Source organism: Kribbella sp. NPDC051718, from assembly GCF_040681515.1.
Lineage (GTDB): Bacteria > Actinomycetota > Actinomycetes > Propionibacteriales > Kribbellaceae > Kribbella.
In genome coordinates this window covers 1-23,946 of sequence record NZ_JBFAYZ010000010.1, presented here as the reverse complement: position 1 = coordinate 23,946, position 23,946 = coordinate 1, and the positions used below count along the sequence as shown (strand labels likewise).

General features: G+C 67.8%; 25 protein-coding genes. 15 read left to right on the top strand and 10 right to left on the bottom strand.

Annotated features, from left to right (window positions below):
• Window positions 1-298 precede the first annotated feature (298 nt).
• Complete coding sequence (locus tag AB0M15_RS31575; protein WP_363826128.1) at window positions 299-1,756, bottom strand: recombinase family protein; 1,458 nt, start codon at window positions 1,754-1,756, stop codon at window positions 299-301.
• A 228-nt stretch (window positions 1,757-1,984) separates the two neighbouring features.
• Window positions 1,985-3,052, bottom strand: a complete 1,068-nt coding sequence (locus tag AB0M15_RS31570) for a DUF222 domain-containing protein (RefSeq protein ID WP_363826124.1) — start codon at window positions 3,050-3,052, stop codon at window positions 1,985-1,987.
• 213 nt (window positions 3,053-3,265) lie between these two features.
• Between AB0M15_RS31570 and AB0M15_RS31565 the strand changes: the two genes are divergently transcribed.
• The 3 genes from AB0M15_RS31565 to AB0M15_RS31555 are packed head-to-tail and all read left to right on the top strand — an operon-like array spanning window position 3,266 to window position 5,505.
• Window positions 3,266-4,084, top strand: coding sequence for a class I SAM-dependent methyltransferase (locus tag AB0M15_RS31565; RefSeq protein ID WP_363826117.1), 819 nt, complete (start codon window positions 3,266-3,268; stop codon window positions 4,082-4,084).
• A complete protein-coding gene (locus AB0M15_RS31560) occupies window positions 4,077-4,613 on the top strand; it encodes a hypothetical protein (protein WP_363826114.1) in 537 nt (178 codons plus the stop codon). Before AB0M15_RS31565 ends, AB0M15_RS31560 begins: the two co-directional genes overlap by 8 nt.
• Window positions 4,614-4,626: 13 nt before the next feature.
• Entirely contained in the window at window positions 4,627-5,505 is an 879-nt protein-coding gene (locus tag AB0M15_RS31555) for a bifunctional helix-turn-helix transcriptional regulator/GNAT family N-acetyltransferase (protein WP_363826108.1), read from the top strand.
• Here AB0M15_RS31555 and AB0M15_RS31550 read toward each other — a convergent pair.
• The 3 genes from AB0M15_RS31550 to AB0M15_RS31540 all read right to left on the bottom strand — a co-directional run bounded on the left by AB0M15_RS31550 (window position 5,495) and on the right by AB0M15_RS31540 (window position 7,940).
• On the bottom strand, window positions 5,495-6,550 hold the full coding sequence (locus AB0M15_RS31550) for a hypothetical protein (RefSeq protein WP_363826105.1): 1,056 nt from the start codon (window positions 6,548-6,550) through the stop codon (window positions 5,495-5,497). The genes AB0M15_RS31555 and AB0M15_RS31550 overlap by 11 nt on opposite strands.
• Window positions 6,540-6,722 (bottom strand): hypothetical protein, encoded by a 183-nt coding sequence (locus AB0M15_RS31545; RefSeq protein ID WP_363826102.1) that lies wholly within the window; start codon window positions 6,720-6,722, stop codon window positions 6,540-6,542. The genes AB0M15_RS31550 and AB0M15_RS31545 overlap by 11 nt, the downstream gene beginning before the upstream one ends.
• A 108-nt stretch (window positions 6,723-6,830) precedes the next feature.
• The gene (locus AB0M15_RS31540) at window positions 6,831-7,940 is read right to left on the bottom strand and encodes a TIGR03118 family protein (protein WP_363826099.1); all 1,110 of its coding nucleotides are present in this window, start codon (window positions 7,938-7,940) and stop codon (window positions 6,831-6,833) included.
• 115 nt (window positions 7,941-8,055) lie between these two features.
• Here AB0M15_RS31540 and AB0M15_RS31535 point away from each other — a divergent pair, with 115 nt between their 5' ends.
• Both AB0M15_RS31535 and AB0M15_RS31530 read left to right on the top strand, forming a co-directional pair.
• Window positions 8,056-8,451, top strand: a complete 396-nt coding sequence (locus AB0M15_RS31535; RefSeq protein WP_363826096.1) for a RidA family protein — start codon at window positions 8,056-8,058, stop codon at window positions 8,449-8,451.
• 71 nt (window positions 8,452-8,522) lie between these two features.
• Complete coding sequence (locus AB0M15_RS31530) at window positions 8,523-9,332, top strand: PhzF family phenazine biosynthesis protein (protein WP_363826093.1); 810 nt, start codon at window positions 8,523-8,525, stop codon at window positions 9,330-9,332.
• On the opposite strand, the gene AB0M15_RS31525 is transcribed toward AB0M15_RS31530, so the two are convergent.
• Window positions 9,329-9,967, bottom strand: a complete 639-nt coding sequence (locus AB0M15_RS31525; RefSeq protein WP_363826090.1) for a hypothetical protein — start codon at window positions 9,965-9,967, stop codon at window positions 9,329-9,331. The two genes, AB0M15_RS31530 and AB0M15_RS31525, sit on opposite strands and share 4 nt — an antisense overlap.
• 251 nt (window positions 9,968-10,218) lie before the next feature.
• Between AB0M15_RS31525 and kdpF the strand changes: the two genes are divergently transcribed.
• The 7 genes from kdpF (at window position 10,219) to AB0M15_RS31490 (ending at window position 18,172) form a co-directional block, all read left to right on the top strand.
• Window positions 10,219-10,308 carry a K(+)-transporting ATPase subunit F gene (gene kdpF / locus AB0M15_RS31520; protein WP_137256202.1) on the top strand — a complete coding sequence of 30 codons (90 nt, stop codon included), beginning with the start codon at window positions 10,219-10,221 and terminating at the stop codon, window positions 10,306-10,308.
• Window positions 10,308-11,969, top strand: coding sequence for a potassium-transporting ATPase subunit KdpA (gene kdpA, locus AB0M15_RS31515; protein WP_363826086.1), 1,662 nt, complete (start codon window positions 10,308-10,310; stop codon window positions 11,967-11,969). Before kdpF ends, kdpA begins: the two co-directional genes overlap by 1 nt.
• A 62-nt stretch (window positions 11,970-12,031) precedes the next feature.
• A complete protein-coding gene (kdpB, locus tag AB0M15_RS31510) occupies window positions 12,032-14,050 on the top strand; it encodes a potassium-transporting ATPase subunit KdpB (RefSeq protein ID WP_363827166.1) in 2,019 nt (672 codons plus the stop codon).
• Between the two features lie 14 nt (window positions 14,051-14,064).
• The gene (gene kdpC / locus AB0M15_RS31505) at window positions 14,065-14,652 is read left to right on the top strand and encodes a potassium-transporting ATPase subunit KdpC (RefSeq protein ID WP_363826083.1); all 588 of its coding nucleotides are present in this window, start codon (window positions 14,065-14,067) and stop codon (window positions 14,650-14,652) included.
• Between the two features lie 16 nt (window positions 14,653-14,668).
• On the top strand, window positions 14,669-17,248 hold the full coding sequence (locus AB0M15_RS31500; RefSeq protein ID WP_363826080.1) for a DUF4118 domain-containing protein: 2,580 nt from the start codon (window positions 14,669-14,671) through the stop codon (window positions 17,246-17,248).
• On the top strand, window positions 17,245-17,922 hold the full coding sequence (locus AB0M15_RS31495) for a response regulator (protein ID WP_328330762.1): 678 nt from the start codon (window positions 17,245-17,247) through the stop codon (window positions 17,920-17,922). The genes AB0M15_RS31500 and AB0M15_RS31495 overlap by 4 nt, the downstream gene beginning before the upstream one ends.
• 130 nt (window positions 17,923-18,052) lie before the next feature.
• The gene (locus tag AB0M15_RS31490) at window positions 18,053-18,172 is read left to right on the top strand and encodes a CorA family divalent cation transporter (RefSeq protein WP_363826076.1); all 120 of its coding nucleotides are present in this window, start codon (window positions 18,053-18,055) and stop codon (window positions 18,170-18,172) included.
• Here the strand turns inward: AB0M15_RS31490 and AB0M15_RS31485 are convergent.
• On the bottom strand, window positions 18,169-19,050 hold the full coding sequence (locus AB0M15_RS31485) for an alpha/beta hydrolase (protein ID WP_363826073.1): 882 nt from the start codon (window positions 19,048-19,050) through the stop codon (window positions 18,169-18,171). The two genes, AB0M15_RS31490 and AB0M15_RS31485, sit on opposite strands and share 4 nt — an antisense overlap.
• Before the next feature lie 214 nt (window positions 19,051-19,264).
• Between AB0M15_RS31485 and AB0M15_RS31480 the strand changes: the two genes are divergently transcribed.
• Complete coding sequence (locus AB0M15_RS31480) at window positions 19,265-20,107, top strand: hypothetical protein (RefSeq protein ID WP_363826069.1); 843 nt, start codon at window positions 19,265-19,267, stop codon at window positions 20,105-20,107.
• On the opposite strand, the gene AB0M15_RS31475 is transcribed toward AB0M15_RS31480, so the two are convergent.
• The 3 genes from AB0M15_RS31475 to AB0M15_RS31465 all read right to left on the bottom strand — a co-directional run bounded on the left by AB0M15_RS31475 (window position 20,104) and on the right by AB0M15_RS31465 (window position 23,029).
• A complete protein-coding gene (locus AB0M15_RS31475; RefSeq protein WP_363826066.1) occupies window positions 20,104-21,516 on the bottom strand; it encodes an aromatic amino acid ammonia-lyase in 1,413 nt (470 codons plus the stop codon). The genes AB0M15_RS31480 and AB0M15_RS31475 overlap by 4 nt on opposite strands.
• A gap of 152 nt (window positions 21,517-21,668) precedes the next feature.
• Window positions 21,669-21,914 carry a type B 50S ribosomal protein L31 gene (locus tag AB0M15_RS31470; protein WP_328330752.1) on the bottom strand — a complete coding sequence of 82 codons (246 nt, stop codon included), beginning with the start codon at window positions 21,912-21,914 and terminating at the stop codon, window positions 21,669-21,671.
• A complete protein-coding gene (locus AB0M15_RS31465) occupies window positions 21,911-23,029 on the bottom strand; it encodes a GTP-binding protein (protein WP_363826061.1) in 1,119 nt (372 codons plus the stop codon). Before AB0M15_RS31465 ends, AB0M15_RS31470 begins: the two co-directional genes overlap by 4 nt.
• 136 nt (window positions 23,030-23,165) lie before the next feature.
• Here AB0M15_RS31465 and rpmG point away from each other — a divergent pair, with 136 nt between their 5' ends.
• On the top strand, window positions 23,166-23,333 hold the full coding sequence (rpmG, locus tag AB0M15_RS31460) for a 50S ribosomal protein L33 (RefSeq protein ID WP_363826057.1): 168 nt from the start codon (window positions 23,166-23,168) through the stop codon (window positions 23,331-23,333).
• 6 nt (window positions 23,334-23,339) lie between these two features.
• Window positions 23,340-23,645 (top strand): 30S ribosomal protein S14, encoded by a 306-nt coding sequence (rpsN, locus tag AB0M15_RS31455; protein ID WP_363826054.1) that lies wholly within the window; start codon window positions 23,340-23,342, stop codon window positions 23,643-23,645.
• Window positions 23,646-23,946 lie beyond the last annotated feature (301 nt).

The following is a 23,946-nucleotide window of genomic DNA, read 5'->3' as shown; positions in this document are numbered from 1 at the left end:
CCAACCCCGCCGCGCGACCGGCGAGAAAGGAGCCCCGAGCAACCACCATCCGCACCAACCGGCACACCGGCCCCGACGAGGCCGGCCACTGGCCGACAGCAGCCCAGAAGGCGAAGCAGCAAGGAGCTGCCCTCACCGTCGAGCAGGCCGACGAACTGGTTGCGCCGATCGTGGCCGCAGCGCCAGCACCGACGCCAGAACTGATCGAGTTCCTCACCCGGCTATTCGGCTACCGGTAACGAGCCACGCGCCCCCAACCCAGATGGGTTGGGGGCGCGCTATGCGGTGGCGCTGTTGGCTAGTTGGCCTTTCGGCCTGTCCGCTTCGGTGGTGCTTTCTTGGCCGCTGCTGCCTTTTGCGACTGGGTCAGCGCCTGGCGCTTCGGCGGGGCAGGGACGCTGTCAGGATCCCAGTCCTTCCGGAACTCGACCCGTTCACCCGGCACGGCTCGGTGTCCCGGCGAGGGTGCCGGAGTGATCACCAGATAGCCGAGCCACTCCGGCCGCAACAAGTACTTCGCGACTGTCCTCCGGGTAGACATCGGCGCGCCTTCCCACCACCGGTCCACGTCTTGTCCCGGCTCAAAGAAGCCAGCCAGCTCCGCCGGTGTCATCAACTCCTGCTCCCGCTGCCTCGCCGCCTCCAGCCGCGCGAGGATGCCGGGCTCTGCATCGGCAGCCAACAGCGCCGAGATCCTGCCCTGACTCAACTGAGCAGCAAGGTCACGGTGTTCCTCGCGGATATCGGCGAGCTCTTCACGAACCGCCTTCAGCGCGACCGAGTTACCCGCACGGCGGGCGAACTGAGCGTGAACGTCTTTGCGCTTCACATAGGCCGTGATAGCGCGCTCCGCGATGAGATCGACCTCAGCCTCATCAATCCTCATGCAACTACGCGTATGGCATGTGTACTCGGATCGATCCGCAACATTGCGCCCTGGGTAACGCCGGACCCTCGCAGCGATTTTCCCGCCACACTTGCCGCACCGGCCAATCATCGAAACGAAGTGCACCGCGCGGCCCGGCCGAGACGTTCGGCGCTTCGGGTCGGCCAAGATCTCTTGCACGGCAAAGAACTGATCTCGGTCAACAAGCTTCTTCCACTTCGCCGGGATGATCTGTACGTCCCCGCCGTTGCTCCTGCCCTTGCGTCCCCGCTCGAAGACACGTTCACCGACATAGGCACGATTCAACGCCACCGAGCGCAAATGAGCAGCGGTCCACACCTTCCCCGACCTCGTCCGATATCCCTCACGGCCGAAGTAGTCCGCGATCTCCCGCAAAGAGTGCCGAGCCTCTAGACGCTTGAACAGCTCCCGCACGATCGGGGCCTCAGTCGGGTGCGGCTCCTGCGTCACAAACTTTCGCGTCATCTCGTCATAGCGACGACGATAGCCAAACGGCACCCGGCCATGCGGCTTGCCAGCCTTCGCGCCAGCAGCCACCGATCGCAACGACCGCTGAGAAATCTTCCACGACTCATACTCGGAATCCGTTGCGTCTTCGATCAACGCTCGACGGTCCCGGCCGTTCGACGGATCGTAGGTTCGATGGTGCGTCGTTACGTGAATCAGGATTCCCCGCTGCTCGCACAAGTCGATCAGGTGCACCCATTCGCCGACCTCGCGACTGCCCCGCGACGACTCCCACAGCATGAGCACGTCAGCCCCGAATTCATCGGCCTCCAAGTCCTCGACCAGCCGGTCGAAGTCCTCGCGCTCACGGGTCTTGAACCGCGACGCCGACCGGTTTGTCATCTCGGTACGGCCTCCCCAGCGTGAACCCGAAGTCAGCCGCCTCCTCCGCGTTCTCGCCATGCTGCTCCTCCGGCGACCGCGCCTCCCCAGAACGGTCCTGCGAAACCCGGAGATACTCACGCGCCACCAGGCCATCAACAGCCCGCTTCGCTAGACCAGCTTGAAGATTCCCGCCCCTGCCGCCTCGACCACCCGTAGTCCTCGTCATGCCAACCACAGTAACGCCAACTAAGCAGGCACCAGGTTGGAGATGGAGGTGGGGCCGCCGTCGGCCCAGTGGATGAGGTGGTGGGCGTGGCAGTGGGAGGGTGGGGCTTTGCAGATGACGCAGCCTTTGTCGCGGCGGTTGAGGGCGCGGCGGATGGGGCGGGTGACGAAGCGGTACTCGGTGCCGACGTCGAGCGGCTGAGAGTCCGAGCCGAGGACGATCGGTAGTACGGCGGCGTCGCAGGCCAGGAGTCGTACGGCGGCGGCGGAGAGGTTGTCGCCGAAGACGAGTTCGCCGGCGGCTGCTGCGGTGAGGGTTTTGAGGTCGGTGAAGTCGATGGTGACGGTCAGGTGGGGGACGCCGGGGGTGCCGGTTGCTGGGTCGGCGCCGGTGGCGATGTCGAGGATGGTGGTCAGCGCGTCGGCCTGGCGCTTTTCGTGGGAGCGGGGGTCGAGTTCGCCGTCGATAGTGCGGTGGGGTTTGGCGAGGTCGTGGATGGCGGTTTTGAAGTGTTCGGCGTTGGCGCCGGCTAGGTAGCCGCTGAATTTGATGCCGTGGTCGGCGCGACGGATCCGGAGGGATTCGTTGCGGTAGGCCTCTTCCTCGGCGGGTTCGGGGCCGTCGGTGTCCAGGGTTGCGAGGACTTTGGCGCCGAAGTCGCGTAGGCCGCTGGGGGTGACGTAGCGGGCGGCTTCGATCATCTGTTCTTCGGCGACGCGCAGGTCTTCGACGGGCACCGACGAGGGTGCCTTCTCCAAGGTGTCGACGATGACTTTGGCCAGGTCCGGGGTCAGGCCGTCAGGGTCGCCGTCGGTGAGGGCTGCGGTGACGGCCTGGTATTTGGGGAGGTTCTTGAGGAATTTGAGGTCATGGCGGGTATCGCGGGCGTCGCGGCGGTGGCGGAGCTCGATGAGCTCGATGGTGTTCTTGGCGCCGAGTTCGGTGGCGAGGCCGCGGGATTCGAGGTCGGCCAGGAGTTCGAGGTGGTAGGTGTCGAGGGTGTTGCGGGCAGCGTCGACCGTGTCCAGGGTGACGAGTAGTTCGTCGTCGCCTTGGAGGCAGGCGGGCCGTAGCTGCGGGATCTCCATGGGCACAACAGTAGGCCGGGCCGCCGACAGTTTTCAAAGCTGAGAAGGCCTTGTTTATAAGGGATTCGTGGATGGCCGGATCTGGTCAAGTTGTCCACAGGGCGGTTGAAGCTGTGGACGATGGGAGGGCGTTAGGGATCTGCCCCGAGGTGCCCCGGGGTTGCCCTGGGAATGGCCTGCTGTGTGGGGGTTGGGCTCTGCAGGGTGGTTGGTATGACGGCAGAGGCTCAGGTTGGTGTGGATGTTCATTACACGGAGAAGTGCAACGAGGAGGTTCGGCTTCGGAGTACTTGGCGGGGGCGGTTCGAGATGGCTCGGACGCAGCATCTGTTGATGCAGTACCTGCCGGAGGCACCGGCTGAGGTGGCGGATATCGGCGGTGGTCCGGGGGCACACGCGTGCTGGTTGAAGGAGAAGGGGTACTCGGTCGAGTTGCTCGACCCGGTGGAGCGGCATGTGGCGCAGGCGACGGCGGCCGGGATCAGTGCGATCAAAGGGGATGCCCGGCGGCTGCCGTGGGAGAACGAGCAGTTCGACGCGGCGTTGCTGGCCGGGCCGATCTATCACCTGACCGAGGCGTCGGATCGGCGGCTGGCGCTGCGGGAGGCGATCCGGGTCGTACGGCCGGGTGGGTTCATCGCTGTGGTGGCGATCAACCGGGCGGCGAACCTGATCGGCTCGACGATCGCGAACACATTGCTCACCAGGCAGCAGGTGGTGACCGACATTCTCGACACGGGCTTCAGTCCGGACAACGAGCGGATGGCGGAGACGGTCTACCACACCACCACCCAGCTACGGACGGAGCTGGTCAACGCCGGCCTGGCATCCGTCACGATCCACGGGCTGACCGGCCCCGGTGGCTGGCTGACCGTCGCGATCGACCGGTACTTCGGTGAGATCGAGCTCCCCGACCTACTCCAGCAGCCCCCACCGATGGACACCGCACTGGAGTGCTCCCGCCTAGCGGACCGCCACCCCGAACTCGTCCCCTCCAGCTCACTCCTCTTCGCAGTCGGTCAGCGTGCTTGACCGGTACCGCCACCGCAAGCTCCACGCGAACGCAGTCCGCTACGCCGCCAACGGCTGGCCGATCGCACCCCTCGCAATACCTCGCAACGGTGGCTGTCCGTGCGGCAAGACCTGCCCGGATCCACACCTCGTCGGCGAGGTCGTCCGTGACGGCTACCGCGCAGCAGCGGTCTGGCCCGAGAACCCGCCGACACCCAATTGGGAGATTGCGTTGGTTGCTGAGTGGTTTGACGTTATGGAGTTGCCGGCGGAGTACGGGGCGGTGCTGAATCATCGGGTGAAGGCGGGGTGTCCTACGGCGATGGCGCCTGCCACTCGGCGGTGGATGTTTGTGGTGGTGCAGGGGTCGGTGGCTCGGGAGCAGGTGGTGGGGGCCGGTGGGGTGCTGCGGTCCGGGGTGCGGGATTGGGTGCCGGCGCCGGGGACCTGGACGGAGGAGACCGGGCGGATCCGGTGGCTGGTGCATCCGTATTTGACGGAGTGGCGGCCGTATCAGCGGCGGGATCCGATCGATTTGATATTTCTCTGACTATAGTCAGAGAGTGAGTATTTCCGATGTCAGGAGATTCAACCGCACCGTGACCCAGCGGATCGGCGCGCTCAGTGATACCTACATGGCGCGCGACCGGCCGCTGGGTCAGGCCAGGGTGCTCTGGGAGATCGGGCTGGACGGCTGCGACGTGCGCTCGCTGCGGTCCCGGCTCGATCTCGACTCTGGGTACCTGAGTCGCCTGCTCCGCATCCTCGAGAACGACGGGCTGGTCGAGGTCGAGCAGAACGGCGACGACGGCCGGGTCCGCACCGCCCGGCTCACCGCCCAGGGGCTGAAGGAGCGAACGGTTCTCGACCAGCGCTCCGACGATCTCGCCGCGTCGATCCTCGATCCGCTCAGCGATTCGCAGCGCGCCCGGCTGATCACCGCGATGGCCGAGGTCGAGCGCCTGCTGATCGCCTCGACGGTCACCGTCGGCATCGTCGACCCGCGCCACCCGGACGCGAAGTACTGCCTCCAGTCGTACTTCGATGAGCTGGCCGCTCGCTTCGACGCCGGCTTCGACCACGCCCGCACCATCTCGGCCAGCAGCGACGAACTCACCCGGCCGGCCGGGCTGCTCCTGGTGGCGACCCTGCACTCCGAGCCGGTCGGCTGCGGCGCACTCAAGTTCCACGGCGACGAACCGGCCGAGGCGAAGCGCATGTGGGTATCACCCGACGTCCGCGGCCTCGGACTCGGCCGTCGTCTCCTCACCGAGCTCGAGAAGCAGGCAGCGGCACACGGCGCTCCATCTCTGCGCCTGGAGACGAACCGCAACCTCACCGAGGCCATCGCGCTCTACCGGGCCGCCGGCTACGCCGAAGTGCCGGCCTTCAACGACGAGCCGTATGCCCACCACTGGTTCGAGAAGAAGCTCACTCGTTGATGAAGGAGATCGGAATACCGCCGAAGGACATCCGCCCAGGACGCTTCAGACCCACCGCGGCCAGCAACAGCGGAAGAAAGATCAGCAGCAGACCTACCCCAGCTGCGCCGACGACCCAAGCGGTGTCATCGGGCGCGGCCGTCGCGCCGGAGCGTGCGGCGGCCCGGCTGGCCGTCACCTCCGCGAGCTGAGCCTCATAGAGCTTCTGCCGTAAGGCGGCATCTGCCGCGGTACCGGTTGGGACGGCCGGCCAGGCGGCCAGGCAGACGCCCGTGGTCGGATCCTTCTCCTGTCCGGCCGCGCAGACGATGCTCGCGACGGTCTGATGCGAAGGTGGCGTGAGGAATGGCGCGGGCAACGAGACGACACCGATGCCCAGGGCAACGACAGCGCAACGCAGCAACGGCGCCCGGTGGAGCACGCTGGTGTTGGTCCACTCCACGAAGGTACGGGTGCGATTCAGCTGTGCCTGCGGGGTGCCCGCGGCGTCCGCCGGATCCTTCACCTTGTTTCCCCTGGTCAGGAAGGCCAGGTACGCCGTTGCCAGCAGGATCGCGAACCCCAGGAACAGGCTGGGCAGGATGCCGCGGGCCGGCAACGGGTTGTCGGTGACGGAGAAGGCAAGCGTCAACGCACCCGTATAGAGCGCGAAGATCGCCGTCGCGCCCTTCTGGACGAACTCGGCACTCGCCCGGGCCCGATCGATCCCGCCCTTGGCGACCGCGATGATCCCGTCGCTGAAGGCTGCGGCCGACGCACGATCGGCATCGAGATCGGCCTTGCCCTCAGCACGATCGGCCGCCAGCACGGCAGCCTGCTCAGCGCGATCGGCCGCCAGAACCGCAGCCTGCTCGGCCCGATCTGCAGTCGCCACGGCAGCCAGCTCCGCCCGAGCGGCTGTCGCGACGGCAGCTTCTTCGGCCAGGTCCGCCTCGTACTTCCGGGTTGCGATGGCGATCCGGGCGGCGTAGAAGGCGGTGCGCTCTTCCTTGGTGGCGGGCCTTGGGAGACCGGGTGGCCGCCGGAGCAGGCGACTACTCCTCATTCGGTTCGGCGTCGCTGGCTTCCAGCTCGCCCGGGTCGAGGAGCCGGCCGTTGACCGTGTGCAGCGGGCTGCTGCCCACATGCACCAGCACTCCGTTGTCGGTCTGTTCGAACTCCGAGTCCTGGTAGCGCCGGCGTTCCCACCGGCAGTACACGTCCGCCATCCGCGTCACCCCCACAGTGAATTCCCACAGACAGCATGCACTCTGGGTGACGAAACGGGGAAGGGGCTGAGGATCCCCCTGGCATCCTCAGCCCCTTCCCCGATCACCCAGCAGGTGTCACTTGCGGAGTACGCCGAGCAGCCCGTGCGTCTCGTTCGCGATGCCGGCGGAGAACCAGATCGCGTCAGTGCCACCAGTGGTCGCCGTACCGGAGGTCAGGGCCCACAGACCCGGGATGACCACCGGCTTGCCGGTCGCGGCGTCGCGCACCTGACTCGCGACCTTGTGCTGGAAACGCCCGTGGTTCTTGGCCTCGACGACGTTGATCCGGCCGTCGCCGAAGTTGCCGACCAGTAGCGCTCCCGCCTGCTTACCCCACGAAGCAGGCGCGATCGCCAGACCCCACGGCGCGTTCAGCGAGTCGTGCGAGACGATCCGGTCGACGAACCTGCCGTCCACCGAGTACTCGTCGACGATGCCGAGGCCCTTACCGCTGGCGGGGCGGTGGGTGACCGGGTCGACCTTCACGTACGCGACGAAGATCCGGCCGTTCAGCGTCTGCACGTTGTAAGGGCTGTAGCCCGTCGGCAGCGAAGCGTCCTTGAAGGCCCACGCGGGCTGCGTGACCGGGGCGAAGGCGTTGTCGAAGACGTCGATCTTGCCCTGCGCGAGGTCGGCGGCGTACAGCTGGTCGCCCTTCGTCGCGGTCGCGATGGCCAAGCCGGTGTAGACAGCACCCGGAGTGGTGGCCTTGATCTGGGCGGCGCCGATCAGCGGCGTCGCGGGCGGGCCCCAAGCGGCGATCTGGCCGGTCAGGGTGGAGAAGATGAACCGGGCTGACACACCAGGAGCCAGCTGGAAACCGGTCGTGGCGTTGGCGACCTGTCCGGTCGGGGCCGGCACGTTGACGCGGACCGTCGGCACCTTGGTCGCGGTGGTCGCGCCGGGGGCCGAGGAGTACAGCGTCGACGACGAGGTGCCCTGGTTGGACACCCACAGCGGTGAGGTCGCGCCGAGGGCGAGGCCCCACGGGTTGACCAGGTCGGGATCGAGCAGCGCGGCCTGGCCCGGTACGTCGGACACCAGGTTGACCTGGTGCAGGGCGAGGTTGTTGCGCGAGTCATGACCGTAGGACTCGTGCGCGCTGGCGGCGGTGGGAACGACCAGAGCCAGTCCGCCGACCAGAGCGGCGGCGGCGAGTGGGCGTCCCTTGAAGCGAAGCGACATGACACTTTCCTGTCGGTTGGCGAAGTCGAACACCACCCACACGAGCGAAAGGTCTGGCCGGTTCAGCGGTTCGCACGATAGACATGGCGAAACCGAAAACGTGGGGGGACACCACATGCCAGACCTCTCGATCCAGCCGCTCAATCCGGCGCTGTTGCCGGCCGCGACGGGCAACTACACGCACGGCGTCCAGGTGGACGGCGCCGGCCGGCTCGTCTTCGTCAGCGGCCAGGTGCCCTGGGGCGACGACCAGGGCAAGATCCCGGACTCCTTCGAGGACCAGTGCCGGATGGTCTGGCGCAACATCCTCGCCGTCCTGGCCGAGGCAGGTCTCGGCGTCACCAACCTGGTCAAGGTGACGACGTACCTGTCCGACCGCCAGTACCGGGCGCTCAACTCGAAGATCCGCGAAGAGATCCTCGGCGGGCACGCCCCGGCGCTGACGATCATCATCTGCGACATCTACGCCGAGGAATGGCTCCTCGAAATCGAGGCGGTCGCCGCTGCCTGATCCCGTCCTACGGGCCACTCCTCGTCGATTGGTTATGGATTCGCCGAGCCGCCCGCGCCTAGCGTCGGACCATGCGGATCAGAATCGTCGACGCGTTCACCGACCAGCCGTTCGCCGGGAACCCGGCCGGAGTGTGCCTACTGGACGCCGGTCCCTGGCCCGAGGAGAGCCGGATGCGGCAGATCGCCGCCGAGGTGAACCTGTCCGAGACCGCCTTCGCGCGTCCGCTGCCCGACGACCCGGACGCGGACTGGGATCTGCGCTGGTTCACGCCCACGGTCGAGGCGAAGATGTGCGGCCACGCGACGCTGGCGACCACGCACGCGATGTCCGCCGACGGGTTGGTGGACGGGCCGGTCCGCTTCAGCAGCCTGAGCGGGATCCTGGTCGCGTCGGTCGAGGGCGAGACGATCACGCTCGACTTCCCGGCCTCGCCACCGGCGGCGATCGAAGTACCGGCCGGATTGGCCGAAGCGCTCGGAGCGACAGCGGTCGAGACCTATCGCACCGAACCGCTGGGTGACCTGCTGGCGGTGCTGGCGGACGAGGAAGCGGTACGGTCCGCCACCCCTGATTCGGCCGCGGTGGCGGAGCTGACGCAGCGAGATGGCTTCCGCGGCATGATCATCACGGGGCCGGCCGCGGAGTACGACTTCGTCTCGCGCTTCTTCGCGCCGGGGCACGGGATTCCGGAGGACCCCGTGACAGGGAGCGCGCATACCGGCCTGGCGCCGTACTGGGCGAAGCGCCTCGGGCGGGAAGAGCTGGTGGGGTACCAGGCTTCCGCCCGAGGCGGGGTCGTACGAGTCCTGCTGGCCGGTGATCGGGTGCAGCTCAGCGGCCATGCCGTCACGGTTGTCGACGGCGAGTTGAAGGTCTAGGCCCAGGTCTCCGCGTGGGTGATGGTGCCGTTGGGGGCGCTCAGCTCGGTGAGGACGTCCTCGGCGTCGGCCTCCAGCGGCTCGAACGGCCATTCCGGTACTACGTACGCGCGCGCCCCGGCGACCAGGTCGACACCCGGCAGCTCGAACCACGCCTCGCCGACCTCGCGGCTGATCTCGTAGATGGCCTGCTCGGCCGTCTCGACCGGCTCCCGCTCGCCGGACTCGTCGAGCTCGGCCGGGTGCCGCTCCTGCGCCGACTTGCCGGCCTCGAGCAGCGCGTCCAGGTCGACCACCCGCAGGTCGAACCGCGACACCACGCTGATCACCTGGTCGGGCTCCTCGGCCTCTTCGTCGTCCTCGTCCTCGGCGGCCTCGTCGTCCAGTAGCAGGGGCGCGGTCCCGGTGTGCTCGAAGACGGCGTCGTTCCAGCCCTCGACGAGCTCCTCCAGCGCGGCGTTCTGCTCGTAGAGGGTGTTCTGGTCCTCGTCACCGGTCATCGCCAGCAGGGCCTCGGTGTGGGCCTGCAGGCGTTCGGCCAGCTGGCGGCTGGCCTCGGCCAGCGCCTTGCGGCTCTCCTCGGAGAAGAACTGCTCCCCGGTGGCGGAGAACTCCTGGTTGTCCACTTCAGTCACTGCGGTCTTCCCTAACTCTGGTCGGGGGCTGCTCGTACCAGGCGTAAGTATGCGAGAGACGCGTGAGAGCTGGGTGGCCGGGTGTGAGAGACGTGCGAGAACGCTCCTGACTGCGCAAACAAAGCAGTTCAGTGAAGACATGAGCACCTTTGCTGAGAGGTGGGGGCAGCCGTGAAAGACGTGCTGTACCTCGCCCTGTGTGTAGCGACTTTCGCGGCCGTCTGGTTCGCGCTGCGAGGGGTGGAGAAGCTGTGAGCGCCGAGAACATCGCCGGCCTCGTCGTGGCCGCGGCCCTGGTCCTCTACCTGATCGCCGCCCTGATCTTCCCCGAGAGGTTCTGATGTCCGACACTGCCGCCGGCCTGCTCCAGGTCGGCCTGCTGGTCGCGCTCCTGGCCGCCGTGTACCGCCCGCTCGGCGGCTACCTGGCCCGGGTCTACACGTCCGACAAGGACACCCGGATCGAGCGCGGAACGTACAAGTTGCTGGGGGTCGACTCCAAGGCCGACCAGACCTGGGCCGTGTACGCACGGTCCCTGCTGGCCTTCTCGGCCGTCGGGCTGATTCTCCTGTATCTCCTCCAGCGGCTGCAGTCGCATCTGCCGCTCTCCCTGGGACTGCCGAACGTCGAGCCGGGACTGGCCTTCAACACCGCCGCGTCCTTCGTGTCGAACACGAACTGGCAGTCCTACTCGCCCGAGGCGACGATGGGTCACCTGGTCCAGTTCGCCGGCCTCGCGGTGCAGAACTTCCTCTCGGCCGCTGTCGGTATCACCGTGGCGATCGCCCTGATCCGCGGTTTCGCCCGCTCGAAGACGGACCGGCTGGGCAACTTCTGGGTCGACCTGACCCGCACGGTCGTCCGTGTCCTGCTACCGATCGCTGTGATCGGCACCCTCGCGCTGGTCGCGATGGGCGTCGTCCAGAACTTCTCCGGCGGTCACGAGGTCACTTCGGTCGTTGGCCAGGCCCAGCACCTGCCCGGTGGCCCGGTGGCGAGCCAGGAGGTGATCAAGGAGCTCGGCACCAACGGCGGTGGCTTCTACAACGCCAACTCCGGTCACCCGTTCGAGAACCCGAACGGCCTGTCCAACCTGTTCGAGATCTTCCTGCTGCTGGTGATCCCGGTCTGCCTGACCCGCACCTTCGGCCTGATGATCAAGGACAAGCGGCAGGGCTACGCGATCCTCGGCGTGATGGGGACTCTGTGGGCCGCCTTCACCTTCTCCGCGACCTTCTTCGAGAACCGGGGCGCCGGTACTGCGACGCAAGCGGCCGGAGCCGCGATGGAGGGCAAGGAGACCCGCTTCGGCGAATGGGCATCGGCCCTCTTCGCCAGCTCGACCACCGGTACGTCGACCGGCGCGGTCAACTCCGCGCACGACTCGTTCACCCCGTTGGGTGGCGGTACGACCCTGTTCCACATGATGCTCGGCGAGGTCAGCCCGGGCGGTACCGGAACCGGTTTGTACGGCATGCTCGTGCTCGCGGTACTGGCCGTCTTCGTGGCCGGACTGATGGTCGGCCGCACCCCGGAGTACCTGAAGAAGAAGATCACCGCGCGCGAGATGAAGCTCGTCTCGCTGTACATCCTGGCCACGCCGACCGTGGTGCTCGTGGGCGCCTCGCTCGCGATGGGGCTGGTGACCGCGAGGGCGTCGATCTTCAACACCGACAGCCCGCACGGGTTCTCGGAGGTGCTCTACGCGTTCACCTCGGCCGGTAACAACAACGGCAGCGCGTTCGGCGGGATCAGCGCCAACATCCCGTTCTACAACACGGCTCTCGGGCTGGTGATGCTGCTCGGCCGGTTCGTGCCGATCGTGATCGTGCTGGCGCTGGCCGGCTCGTTCGCCAAGCAGCAGCCGGTGCCCGTCAACGAGGGCACGCTGCCCACCCACAAGGCCCTGTTCGTGACGATGCTCGTCGGTGTCGTCCTGATCGTCACCGGCCTGACTTACTTCCCTGCTTTGACTCTAGGACCCCTCGCGGAGGGACTGTGACCACGCTCGTAAGCCCGCCCGCCCCCAAGGCGGACGCGGTTCCCAAGAAGGCCGCTTCGGGCCTGTTCGACCCGAAGATGCTGCTCACCTCGCTGCCGGACGCGCTGCGCAAGCTCGATCCGCGGGTGATGGTGAAGAACCCGGTGATGTTCGTGGTCGAGGTGGGCGCGGTCGCGTCCACGATCCTCGCCTTCACCGACTCCAGCGTGTTCGTCTGGTGGATCGTGGTCTGGCTGTGGCTGACCGTGGTGTTCGCCAACCTGGCCGAGGCCGTCGCCGAAGGACGCGGCAAGGCCCAGGCAGCCACCCTGCGCCGGGCGAAGACCGAGACGACCGCCCGCAAGCTGTCCGCGGACCGCCTCAGCGAGCAGGAGGTACCGGCTGCCCAGCTGCAGCTCGGTGACCTCGTGGTCGTCGAGGCCGGCCAGATCATCCCCGGCGACGGGGACGTGATCGAGGGCGTCGCCAGCGTCGACGAATCGGCCATCACCGGCGAGTCGGCTCCCGTGATCCGGGAGTCCGGCGGCGACCGGAGCGCGGTCACCGGCGGTACGAAGGTGCTGTCGGACCGGATCATCGTGAAGATCACCACCAAACCCGGTGAGAGCTTCATCGACCGGATGATCGCGCTGGTCGAGGGCGCGTCGCGGCAGAAGACGCCGAACGAGATCGCGCTGAACATCCTGCTCGCCAGCCTGACCATCGTGTTCCTGATCGCGACCGTGACGCTGCCGACCTTCGCGAAGTACGCCGGGATCGACCTGAGCGTCGTCGTCCTGGTCGCCCTGCTGGTCTGTCTGATCCCGACCACCATCGGCGCGCTGCTGTCGGCGATCGGTATCGCCGGGATGGACCGCTTGGTGCAGCGCAACGTGCTGGCGATGTCCGGTCGTGCAGTCGAGGCGGCGGGTGACGTGAACACGCTGCTGCTCGACAAGACCGGAACGATCACGCTGGGCAACCGGCAGGCGTCCGAGTTCATCCCGCTCGCCGGCGTCAGCGAGACCGAGCTGGCCGACGCTGCCCAGCTGTCCAGCCTGGCCGACGAGACGCCTGAGGGCCGTTCCATCGTGGTGCTCGCCAAAACGAAGTACGAGCTGCGGGAGCGGCACACCGGTGAGCTGCCGCACGCGACCTTCGTCGAGTTCACCGCGCAGACGCGGATGAGCGGCGTGGACGTGGACGGCCGGCAGATCCGCAAGGGCGCGGCCGGTGCGATCACCGCCTGGATCCACGATCAGGGCGGCACCGTGGTGGCCGAGCTCGGCGAGATCGTCGACGGCATCTCCGCGTCCGGCGGTACGCCGCTGGTCGTGGCCATCGCCAAGGAAGGGGTGGCCCGCCCGCTGGGTGTCATCCACCTCAAGGACGTCGTCAAGGAAGGGATGCGCGAGCGCTTCGACCAGATGCGCGCGATGGGCATCCGGACCGTGATGATCACCGGTGACAACCGGCTGACGGCGAAGGCGATCGCCGAGGAGGCCGGGGTCGACGACTTCCTGGCCGAGGCGACGCCCGAGGACAAGATGGCGCTGATCAAGAAGGAGCAGGAGGGCGGCCGACTGGTCGCGATGACCGGTGACGGCACCAACGACGCTCCGGCGCTGGCGCAGGCCGATGTCGGGGTCGCGATGAACAGCGGTACGTCGGCCGCGAAGGAGGCCGGCAACATGGTCGACCTCGACTCCAACCCGACCAAGCTGATCGAGATCGTCGAGATCGGCAAGCAGTTGCTGATCACCCGGGGCTCACTGACCACGTTCTCGATCGCGAACGACGTGGCCAAGTACTTCGCGATCCTGCCGGCCCTGTTCGCCGCGGCCTACCCGGGCCTGGACAAGCTGAACATCATGCAGCTGCACTCGCCGCAGTCGGCGATCGTGTCGGCGATCGTGTTCAACGCGCTGGTGATCGTGGCGCTGGTGCCGCTGGCGCTGCGCGGGGTCCAGTACAAGCCGTCCTCGGCATCGGCGATGTTGCGCCGCAACCTGCTGATCTACGGCGTCGGCGGGCTGATCAGCCCGTTCATCGGTATCAAACTTCTCGACCTGCTGATTTCCCTGATCCCAGGCATCGGCTGAAAGGCATCCAGACAATGTCCAGCAGACTTCCAGCGACGTTCCGTCAGTTCGGGGTCGCCACGCGGGCAATCGCGGTGTTCACGCTCGGCCTGGGGGTGATCTACCCGCTCGCGATGACCGGGGCCGCGCAGGCGCTGTTCCACGACAACGCGAACGGCTCGATCGTCCAGGTCGACGGCAAGGACGTCGCCTCCGACCTGATCGGGCAGGACTACTCGAAGGATCTGACGCTGTTCCAGACCCGGCCGTCGGCGGTCAAGTACGACGGCGCGGGCAGCGCGGCCTCGCAGTACGGGCCGAACAACGCGGACCTGGTCAAGCTGATCGACGAGCGCCGGGCGGCGGTCGCCAAGCTCGAGAACGTCGATCCGTCCCAGGTGCCGCCGGACGCGCTGACCGCCAGTGGCAGCGGCCTCGACCCGGCGATCAGCCCCGCGTACGCCGCGCTGCAGGTCAACCGGGTCGCCCGGGAGCGTGGGCTCGACGTGGCCAAGGTGCAACAGTTGGTGAAGGACAACACTCACGGACGGACTCTCGGCTTCCTCGGCGAACCAAGCGTGAACGTGGTCACCCTGAACGCCGACCTGGTCGCACTGGGATAACTGAGACGATGGACAGATGAGCAGAAGCGGTCGCGGGCACCTGAGGATCTACTTGGGTGCCGCGCCCGGCGTCGGCAAGACCTACAAGATGCTGGGCGAGGCGCAGCGCCGGCGCGAGCGCGGCACGGACATCGTGGTCGGGTACGTCGAGACCCACGGCCGCGAGCACACCGCCGCCATGCTCGACGGCCTCGAGGTGGTACCGCGCAAGATCATCGACTACCGCGGCGCCAGCTTCACCGAGATGGACCTGGACGCCGTGCTGGCCCGCCGGCCGGAGGTGGCGATCGTCGACGAGCTTGCCCACAGCAACGTTCCGGGCAGCCGGAACGCCAAGCGCTGGGAGGACATCGACGCGCTGCTGACCGCCGGGATCGACGTGATCTCGGCGGTCAACATCCAGCACCTGGAGTCGATCAACGACGTCGTCGAGAAGATCACCGGCGTACCTCAGCAGGAGACCGTGCCCGACCGGGTGGTCCGGGCGGCGGACCAGATCGAGCTGGTCGACATGACCCCGGAGGCGCTGCGCCGCCGGATGGCGCACGGCAACGTCTACGCGGCGGACAAGATCGACGCTGCCCTGGGCAACTACTTCCGGGTCGGCAACCTGTCCGCCCTGCGCGAACTCGCGTTGCTCTGGCTCGCCGACCGGGTCGACGCGGGCCTGCAGCAGTACCGTTCGCAGCATGACATCGACTCCACCTGGGAGGCGCGCGAGCGGGTCGTCGTCGCGCTCACCGGCGGACCCGAAGGCGAGACCCTGATCCGGCGTGCCGCCCGCATCGCCGCCCGCTCCTCCGGCGGGGACCTCCTTGCCGTCCACATCACCCGGTCCGATGGACTGACCGGCGCCAACCCGACCGCACTGGCCCAGCAACGCGCCCTGGTCGAGAGCCTCGGCGGGACCTATCACCAGGTCGTCGGCGAGGACATCCCCGACGCGTTGCTGTCCTTCGCGCGTGCTGAGAACGCCACCCAACTCGTGCTCGGTGGCAGCCGCCGGTCCCGGTTGACCGCGCTGTTCACCGGCCCGGGCATCGGATCCAGCGCGATTCGGGAGTCGGGCGATATCGACGTACACATCGTCACGCACTCGGAGATGGGTCGCGGCCGGTTGCCGCGGGTGCACGGCAGCTTGTCGCGCCGACGGCTGATCTACGGGTTCACGCTCGCGGTGGTGCTACCGCCGCTGTTCGCCTTCCTGTTCAGCATCGGCGACGACAGGCTCAACCTGACCAGCAATGTGCTCGCCTTCCTGTTCGCCGTCGTCGTGGTCGCTCTGGTCGGCGGGTTGTGGCCGGCCCTGCTGACCGCGATCGCGGGCACGTTGGTGCTGAACTGGTTCTTCACCCCACCGACCCGCTCCTTCACGATCACCGAGCCGAACAATGCGCTCGCGCTGGGCATCTTCGTGCTCATCGCGGCGCTCGTCTCGTCGGTGGTCGACCGGGCGGCCCGGCGTACGCGCCAGGCCGCGCGGTCGGCAGCCGAGTCCGAGACGCTGGCCACCCTGGCCGGCTCGGTACTACGCGGCGAAACCGCCCTGCCCGCCTTGCTCGAGCGGGTCCGCGAGGCGTTCGGGATGACGAGCGCCTGCCTGATGGAACGCATCGACACCGACGAGCTGACCGAGACCTGGCGCCCACTGGCCTCAGCCGGTACTCCGACCTGCCGGCGCCCGGAGGACGGAGACGCGGAGATCCCCGGTCGCGACGACCTCGTACTCGTCCTGCAAGGCCGCTCCTTGGCGGCCGACGAGCGTCGTCTGGTCGGCGCCTTCGCGGCCCACGCAGCGGCTTTGGTCGACAAGGCACGACTGAGCGAGGCAGCGGCCGAGGCCAAGCCCCTCGCCGAGGCCGACAAGCTCCGTACTGCGCTACTCCGCGCTGTCGGCCACGACCTGCGTTCCCCACTCGCCTCGGCCAAGGCATCCGTTACCAGTCTGCGCAGCTCGGACGTCGACTGGACCGACGAGGAGCGGGACGAGTTGCTCGCGACGGCCGATGAGTCACTCGACCGGCTGACCCGGCTGGTGGACAACTTGCTCGACCTGAGCCGGTTGCAGGCCGGAGTACTACCGGTCTTCACCCGGCCGATGGCGCTCGACGAGATCATGCCGGGCTCGCTGGCCGAGTTGGGCGACCGGGCCGCCGACATCACCGTCGATATCCCGCACACCCTGCCGTTGGTCGAGGCCGATCCGGCGCTGCTGGAGCGCGTCATCGCCAACCTCCTGGCCAACGCGGTCCGCTACTCGCCGCCGGGCCGGCCGCCGTTGCTGACCGGGAGTTCGCTCGGTGACGTCGTGGAGATCCGCGTGATCGACCGGGGTCCGGGCATTCCGCGCGAGGAGCGGGATCGGGTGTTCGCGCCGTTCCAGCGGCTCGGTGACACTGACAACACCACCGGCGTCGGTCTCGGGCTCGCGCTGGCGCGCGGGCTGGCCGAGGCGATGCACGGCTCGCTGCAACCGGAGGACACGCCCGGCGGCGGGCTCACGATGGTCGTGTCGTTGCCAGTGGCAACCTTGAAGCCGGCGGACGCACCGGTACCGGGCAGCCGTGAGCGTTCCGCATCGGAGGGACAGGCGTGACCAGGATCCTGGTGGTCGACGACGAGCCGCAGATCGTGCGGGCGTTGCAGATCAACCTGAAGGCCCGGCGGTACGAGGTGCACGTCGCGGGCAGTGGGACGGCGGCGCTCAAGGTGGCCGCGCAGTACCCGCCTGACCTGGTGATTCTCGACCTGGGGCTGCCCGACTTCGACGGCGTCGACGTGATCCGCGGGCTGCGCGGCTGGACCGAGGCGCCGATCCTGGTGCTGTCCGGGCGCACGGACAGTACGGACAAGGTCGAGGCGCTCGACGCAGGTGCGGACGACTACGTGACCAAGCCGTTCGGCATCGACGAGTTGCTGGCGCGGATGCGCGCAGTACTGCGGCGCAGCAATCTCGCGCAGGACCAGCCGGTCGTCACCGTCGGTGGTGCCCAGGTGGATCTGTCGGCGAAGCGAGTGACGCTGGAGTCTGGTGAGGACGTCCGGCTGACGCCGACCGAGTGGCACCTGCTGGAGGTGCTGATCCGGCACCCCGGCAAGTTGATGTCCCAGCGGCAGCTGCTCACCGAGGTCTGGGGGCCGGGGTACGAGACGGCCAGCGGCAACCTGCGCTTCTACATGGGCCAGCTCCGCCGAAAGCTCGAAGCCGACCCGGCGCGCCCGGTCCACCTGCTCACTGAGCCCGGCATGGGCTATCGCTTCGAGCCCTGATGGCGATCGTCGACAACGCTGGAGACCCAGCGTCTCTCGGAGCTGAGCCTGCGACAGAACGAGGAGGTCAAACGGATCCTCGTGGGCCGCCATCCTGTTCGCCCCGACGCTGGTCGCCTCGGTCTACGGGATGAACTTCACCCACCTGCCCGAACTGCACTGGCGGCTGGGCTACCCGTTTGCCATCCTCCTGATGGTCCTGGTCGGCGTCGGCCTGCACCGCGCCTTCAAGCACCGCGGCTGGCTCTAACGGCTGAGCAGCTCGTCCAGGATGTCGCCTTCACGCAGGTACGGTTCGAAGTGGCCGGCGCCGAGCGTCTTCAGTGTTGCCATCGGCAACTTGTTCACGAGCCGTTCGGCCGCCGCGTAAGGGCAGTTGCGGTCGGTCGGGCCGTGCCACCAGGTCAGGCTGGTCTTGATCTCGGTCAGGTCGATGTCGGTCCACTCACCGCCCATCGCCAGCATCTCGTCGTACCAGCCGTCCATCCCCTGGGCGAACGCGGCCACCGTCGCGCGCTCCTGTCCGGCCCGCCAGGCCGGGTCGCTCATCACGGCGAGGTCGGACGCCGGCGCGGTCGCCATCGCGGCGTCCAGCGGGGCCAGCGGTGCCGTCTTGACCACCTCGTAGGCACCGGCGAGCAACTCTCGCAGCGTCGCCTCGTCCCCGTCCCGGGCGGCCCGGAAGGCTTTGGCGTTGAACGGAATCATCTGGTCGTACTCGTCGTCGTCCAACTGCGGAAAGCCCACAGTGATCGTCGCTGCAGTCACTCGGTCCGGGTGATGCGCCGCGAACGCCAGAACGTGCGGTCCACCACCACTGCCGCCGGTCAGGTAGACCCGGTCGAGCCCGAGGTGATCCAGGATCGCCGCCAAGTCGTCCGAGTGCTCCCGGTACTTCCGCCCGGCGAGCCGACTCGAGTCCCCGAACCCCGGCCGCTCGGTGGTGATCACCTGCAGCCCACGTTCGTTCCAGAGCCCTCGATCAGCCCGGATGCTCCAGCGCGACCCAGGCGTACCGGGGAGGCGCAGCACCGGCGTCCCGCTTCCGGTTCTCGTCCAGGCGACTGTGCGCCCATCGGGACGAACAAGGGTTTCATCGGCCACGTCGGCGTACAGATCGTCGGTCACGGCGCTGATCATGCCCATGCGGGGGCTGGTTAATTCTTGCGAGCGGCTTCGAGGTCTTCCTGGGTGACGTAGTGACCTTTGTCCACCGGAATGTCGTCGCACCGGAACTCGACGGCTTCGGCCGAGGATCCCAGGCCATGCGGAGTGACGGGTGCTGGATAGATGTGTCCGATTCGTTCAAGACGTGCGGTGGAGGATCGGGCAGGGTGAGGGCATGGAGATTTTCGAGGCGGCACGGGAGTTTGTCCGGCGGGATGCGCGGTTGGTGGAGCGGCGGTTGTTCGCGACGGTGTTCGAAGGGGCTGATCCGGGCGGGGTGGTCGACGCGCTGCGCGGCTACCAGAACGCGGATGGCGGGTTCGGGCACGGCCTGGAGCCCGACAAGCGGTGTCCGGACAGCACCGGGCTCGATGTGGAGACGGCCTTCGACGTACTGCTCGCCGCGGGCGTCCGCGATGACGACCTGGTACGCCGAGCCTGCGACTGGCTGCAGTCGGTGGCGACTGACGATGGTGCCGTCTCGCTGGCCACCCCGGCGATCGAGGGATATCCGCGAGCCGAGCACATGTCCGAGTGGACCTATGTCCCCGGGCTCAACCCGACCGCCGGGCTGGTCGGGCGGCTGCAGACGATGGGCTTCGAGCACCCATGGCGGGATCAGGCCGCCGCCTGGTGTGCGAGCGAGTTGGCCAAGGGTTTCCCGGAGGACGCGCACGGGATGCACGAGTCGTTGGAGTACCTCGAACACACGTCGGCACCCGACGTCGCGGCAGTGCGCGACTGGTTGCCGAAGCTCGGGTTCTACCGGGCCGACGCCGCCGATCCGGAGTACGGCGTGACGCCTCTCCATTTCGCGCCGAGTCCGGACAGCTTCTGGCGGCAGCTCTTCACCGACGAGCAGATCGAGGGTCATCTCGACCGGCTGATCGCCGACCAGCAGGAAGACGGCGGCTGGGCGATCACCTGGGAACCGCCGGGCGTCGCCGCAACCCTCGAATACCGCGGCATCGTGACGGTCGCGGCCCTCCGCACCCTGAAGGCCAACGGGCGGCTCTAACCCGCCTCGGCAGGGTGTTCGACCTGGCGGTCGCCCCACTGGGTCAGCAGGCCCCGGGCGATCTCCAGGTCGTCGCGCAGGGAGCGGTCGGTCAGTACGTCGGGAAGCGCGGCCAGCGCATCGGCCAGCCAAGGCCCGATCGCGGCCGGCGCCAGCTTCTCCGGATGTATCCCAGCCAGGCGCGCGGCCCGTACGGCGGTCACCAGCTCGCATGCCAACACATCCCGGAGTGCATCCAGGAGCTGCCAGGTCAGTACTGCGGCCTGCGGTGCGAAGCTCGCGTGGTGCTCGGCGCCCCGGGAGAGGGTCGCCGTGCCGAGCGTGGCCGGCTGGGCCGTCGACCGGACGGAGGCGAGCGCGTCGTGGGCGACGTACTCGATCATCATCACGCCCGAGCTCGCCTCAGCGCCGCTGGCCAGGAAGCGGCTCAGGCCGGTGAAGTCGGGGTCGACCAGGTTCGCGACGCGGGACGTGGACAGAGTGGCCACGGAGTGCAGGCTGAGCCGGAGCGAGTCGAGGGCCAGCGCGATCGGCATCGCATGCCAGTTTCCGTTGTGGAGCACGGTGTCGCCGGCCACCAGCGGGTTCTCCGCGGAGGCGTTGATGTCGATCGCGAGGGCGTTGCCCAAGGCATCGACATGGTCGACGGCCGGGCCGAGCACCTGGGCGAACGCGCGCAGGCCGAACGGGTCCTGCACCCGGGCCGGCGGGATCGGCAGCTCGTCGAGGAGTCCGCGCATGCGACGGGCCACGCGGACCTGGCCGGGTTGCGGACGGGCTGCGTGGACGCGTTCGTCGTACACCTCGGCATTGCCGCGCAGCGCGACATGCGAGAGCCCACCGACCAGCGGTACGACGTTGATCAGCGTCGCCGCCTCGACGAATGCCAGACAGCACTCCGCAAGCGTGACCGCATTGCTGGACAGCAGCGGGAGCGCACTCGTCCCGTCGATGACATCGCCGAGCGCTAGCCCGAGCTCCGCCAGCGCGCCGAGATCTCCAGTACCGATCGCGCCACCGCGATGGAGATCGGGCAGCTCGTCATCGTTCAGCAACCCGACGATCGCGTCCGCGACCTCGGGCTGCAGCCCCGACCCACCCGACGCCAGCTGATTGACCCGGATCAACAGCCCGAGCCGCACCACGTCCTTCGGGTACGACGTAGTTCCAGTCGTCGAGTGCGACGCCAGCAGCCGAGCCCCATGCTCCGGATCCGAGGTCAGTACATCCCGGTTCGCTCCGACCCCGGTCGTCCGCCCGTAAACCGGCTGATGCAACGCAATCTCAGCTACCGCCTCGGCAGACGCGGCCATCCGCTTGCGGGCGTCGTCCCCCAGCCGCACGAAGGTCCGGCGCTGCCCCAGCGCGACCGCATCAAGCGGCGACAATCCCGCCCCGACAATCTCCACCGGCTCCACCCGCCCAGTGTGAGTCCTGTGACCCAGCGCACGTAGTACCGCCGAGCAGCATCTGTCTGAGATCCGAGACGTCTGGGCCGGTCGGGAGAACGAAACAGCCCGTCGATCCACCTGGATCGACGGGCTGGGGGAAAGGGGGTTGGTCAGGCCTTGCCGTAGCGCTTCTTGAACTTCTCGACGCGGCCCTGGGTGTCCATCACGCGCTGCTGGCCCGTGTAGAACGGGTGGCTGGCGGACGAGATCTCGACGTCGACGACCGGGTAGGTGTTCCCGTCGTGCCACTCGATGGTCTCGTTGCTCTCGCGGGTCGAGCCGGTCAGGAAGCTGAAGTTGCCGGACTTGTCCCGGAAGACGACCCGGCGGTAATCGGGGTGAATGTCCTTCTTCATGCTGCGCTACTTCCTTCCAGGTAAGGGGCGAACGGATCGGTCAGCTGGTCTGCTGACTCACCCGCACGAAGGACACAACCATCGAGGACCCGGGCTAATTCCCGCCGGTCCAGATCGATTCCGGTGATCGACAGGTACGACGCGCGGTCGCCGTGCTCGGGGTGCCACTCGAGCGCCGACCGGGCCTGGTGGGTCTGGCCGACCTCCGACCAGCGCTCCACCGGGAGATCGGCGAGCCACGGACCGAGGACGCCGAGCGCGATGTTCGTACCGAAGCTGTCCCACCCGAGTCGCGCGTGCGGCTGCGACGCGAGCCAGACGGTCCCCTTGCCGCGGACCGAGCCGGCGACCAGATCCTCCAGCACGTCGTACAGCCGCTCCGGATGGAACGGCCGGTCCGACTGCCACACCAGCGTCTGCACCCGCTCGCCTGTCTGCAGGGGAGCACTGATCGACCCGGGCTCGACCCAGGCCTCCGCCGCATCCGGATCATGCAGCCGTACTCCGAACAGCTCCGACGCCGAGGTCGCGGGCCGGACCTGCGCTTGCGGGTTCAGCGCGTTGGCCAGGCCTTCGACCACCTCGTCGGGCTGACTCAGGATGACGGCGTTCGAGTACTCGACCTGCCGGACCAGCACCTCCGCGATCGCCCGGCCGTCCTCAGCCGCCGTCGGGATGCCGCGATCGTGGATCAGGTCCTCACCACTCACGTCCTTGGCGAAGCTGCCTGTGTCGAGGACCGTCAGTACCGCATCCACGCGGAGCTCGTCGCCGGCATCCCGGGCGATCTCCTCGGCCAGAGCCTGGGTGTCGCCGGCGCCAGGGACGGAGACGATCGCGCCGCTGTACTTCTCGGTGGCGGCGATGCTCACCAGGAGAGGGACCAGAGAGCCGCGCATCGCGCACGACACGCACGGGTGGCCCATCCGGATGACCTCGCGGTCGATCACGCCTCCCGCGGTACGGGCGATCCGTAGGACGGATCCGCCGGCGAGACCGCTCACGTCGTACTCGACCAGGACGATCTGACCGGCTACGGACAGTAGGTCGGCGGCGACGGAACCGCGTACGGACTCGTCGATGCCCGTCAGGAGGGTGATCGGCAGACGGCTCATGGCACCCCTCGATGGTTATTGAAAATGATAACCAGTACAACGTACACTCCTGCCAACGGGAATGTCAGCCCCGGTGGTGGGTGTTCAACGCTACAGAGGTCAACGGCGCCGGGAGGCGCCCGGAAGGAAGGGTTCGATGGCCAAGCACAACGACGTCCGCCCGATCATCAAGCTGCGGAGCACGGCGGGCACCGGGACGACCTACGTCACCCGGAAGAACCGGCGGAACGACCCCGACCGGCTCGTGATCCGCAAGTACGACCCGAAGGTCCGCCAGCACGTCGACTTCCGCGAAGAGCGGTAGGAGCGGGTGGCGAAGACCAGCAAGATCGCGAAGAACGAGCAGCGCAAGCGCACGGTCGCCCTGTACGCCGAGCGCCGCGCGGAGCTGAAGCGGATCATCGCGGACCCGGCGTCGGGCTTCGACGAGCGCGGCGCCGCGCAGCTCAAGCTGCAGAAGCTGCCGCGGGACGCGAGCCCGATCCGGGTTCGCAACCGCGATGTGGCCGACGGCCGGCCGCGCGGATTCCTGCGCAAGGCGGGCATCTCGCGGGTCCGGTTCCGCACGATGGCGCACCGCGGCGAGCTGCCGGGGATCACCAAGTCGTCCTGGTGAACAGCGGGGGTCGGTACCCCTGGTCAAAAGCACTCTCCAGGGCGTGTATTGTTCTCTTTGTCGGAGCGAGTGCGGGACGCGAAAGCGGCCGGTCGCTTCGAACTCCCAGCAGGATCCCAGGAGCTGAAGCACGCCTAGTGCGGACTTCAGCCGCTGAGTCTTGCCGGGTGACTGGATCGAAAAGCGCCGATTTGACTGGCGCTGACCGAAACAGTAATGTTTGGCGGGTTGCCCCGGAGCTGAACTTGAAAGAGTAAAGCGCGGTGTGCGTCCGATTCTTGAGAACTCAACAGCGTGCCGA

Excerpts from the sequence above, each read along its gene's own strand:
- AB0M15_RS31575 (WP_363826128.1), bottom strand. The coding sequence starts at position 1,756 with ATGACAAACCGGTCGGCGTCGCGGTTCAAGACCCGTGAGCGCGAGGAC.
- AB0M15_RS31570 (WP_363826124.1), bottom strand. The coding sequence starts at position 3,052 with ATGGAGATCCCGCAGCTACGGCCCGCCTGCCTCCAAGGCGACGACGAA.
- AB0M15_RS31565 (WP_363826117.1), top strand. The coding sequence starts at position 3,266 with ATGACGGCAGAGGCTCAGGTTGGTGTGGATGTTCATTACACGGAGAAG.
- AB0M15_RS31550 (WP_363826105.1), bottom strand. The coding sequence starts at position 6,550 with ATGAGGAGTAGTCGCCTGCTCCGGCGGCCACCCGGTCTCCCAAGGCCC.
- AB0M15_RS31540 (WP_363826099.1), bottom strand. The coding sequence starts at position 7,940 with ATGTCGCTTCGCTTCAAGGGACGCCCACTCGCCGCCGCCGCTCTGGTC.
- AB0M15_RS31535 (WP_363826096.1), top strand. The coding sequence starts at position 8,056 with ATGCCAGACCTCTCGATCCAGCCGCTCAATCCGGCGCTGTTGCCGGCC.
- AB0M15_RS31530 (WP_363826093.1), top strand. The coding sequence starts at position 8,523 with ATGCGGATCAGAATCGTCGACGCGTTCACCGACCAGCCGTTCGCCGGG.
- kdpA (WP_363826086.1), top strand. The coding sequence starts at position 10,308 with ATGTCCGACACTGCCGCCGGCCTGCTCCAGGTCGGCCTGCTGGTCGCG.
- kdpC (WP_363826083.1), top strand. The coding sequence starts at position 14,065 with ATGTCCAGCAGACTTCCAGCGACGTTCCGTCAGTTCGGGGTCGCCACG.
- AB0M15_RS31500 (WP_363826080.1), top strand. The coding sequence starts at position 14,669 with ATGAGCAGAAGCGGTCGCGGGCACCTGAGGATCTACTTGGGTGCCGCG.
- AB0M15_RS31490 (WP_363826076.1), top strand. The coding sequence starts at position 18,053 with ATGAACTTCACCCACCTGCCCGAACTGCACTGGCGGCTGGGCTACCCG.
- AB0M15_RS31480 (WP_363826069.1), top strand. The coding sequence starts at position 19,265 with ATGGAGATTTTCGAGGCGGCACGGGAGTTTGTCCGGCGGGATGCGCGG.
- AB0M15_RS31470 (WP_328330752.1), bottom strand. The coding sequence starts at position 21,914 with ATGAAGAAGGACATTCACCCCGATTACCGCCGGGTCGTCTTCCGGGAC.
- AB0M15_RS31465 (WP_363826061.1), bottom strand. The coding sequence starts at position 23,029 with ATGAGCCGTCTGCCGATCACCCTCCTGACGGGCATCGACGAGTCCGTA.
- rpmG (WP_363826057.1), top strand. The coding sequence starts at position 23,166 with ATGGCCAAGCACAACGACGTCCGCCCGATCATCAAGCTGCGGAGCACG.